Raw genomic sequence first — 215 nt, 5'->3', positions numbered from 1 at the left:
GCCGGTGGCCGAGCGGCGCGAGGTGGCGCGGCTGCTGGGCCGGCTGAAGGACCCCGGTTCGCGGGCGCTGTCGCTCTCACCTGGAGGACATGGACATCTCCGTGCGGCGCGTGGCGCTGGTGCGGTGGGGAGGCGGCTACGTGAGCTGGCGCCGCGCCTGCTGCCGTCCTCACTGGCGCGAGGAGCGTCCGCCGCGCGTGAGTCGCTGGTGCAGC

1 protein-coding gene is annotated in these 215 nt (G+C 75.8%); it reads left to right on the top strand.

The features are described 5' to 3' along the window. Nucleotides 1–215, top strand: a 215-nt coding sequence (locus tag ACLEQD_RS45455; RefSeq protein WP_410392084.1) for a hypothetical protein, incomplete at both ends; no start/stop codon positions are given.

The sequence above is a fragment of the Corallococcus sp. 4LFB genome (assembly GCF_046520365.1).
GTDB lineage: Bacteria > Myxococcota > Myxococcia > Myxococcales > Myxococcaceae > Corallococcus > Corallococcus caeni.
This window is presented reverse-complemented; position numbering and strand designations above follow the sequence as displayed.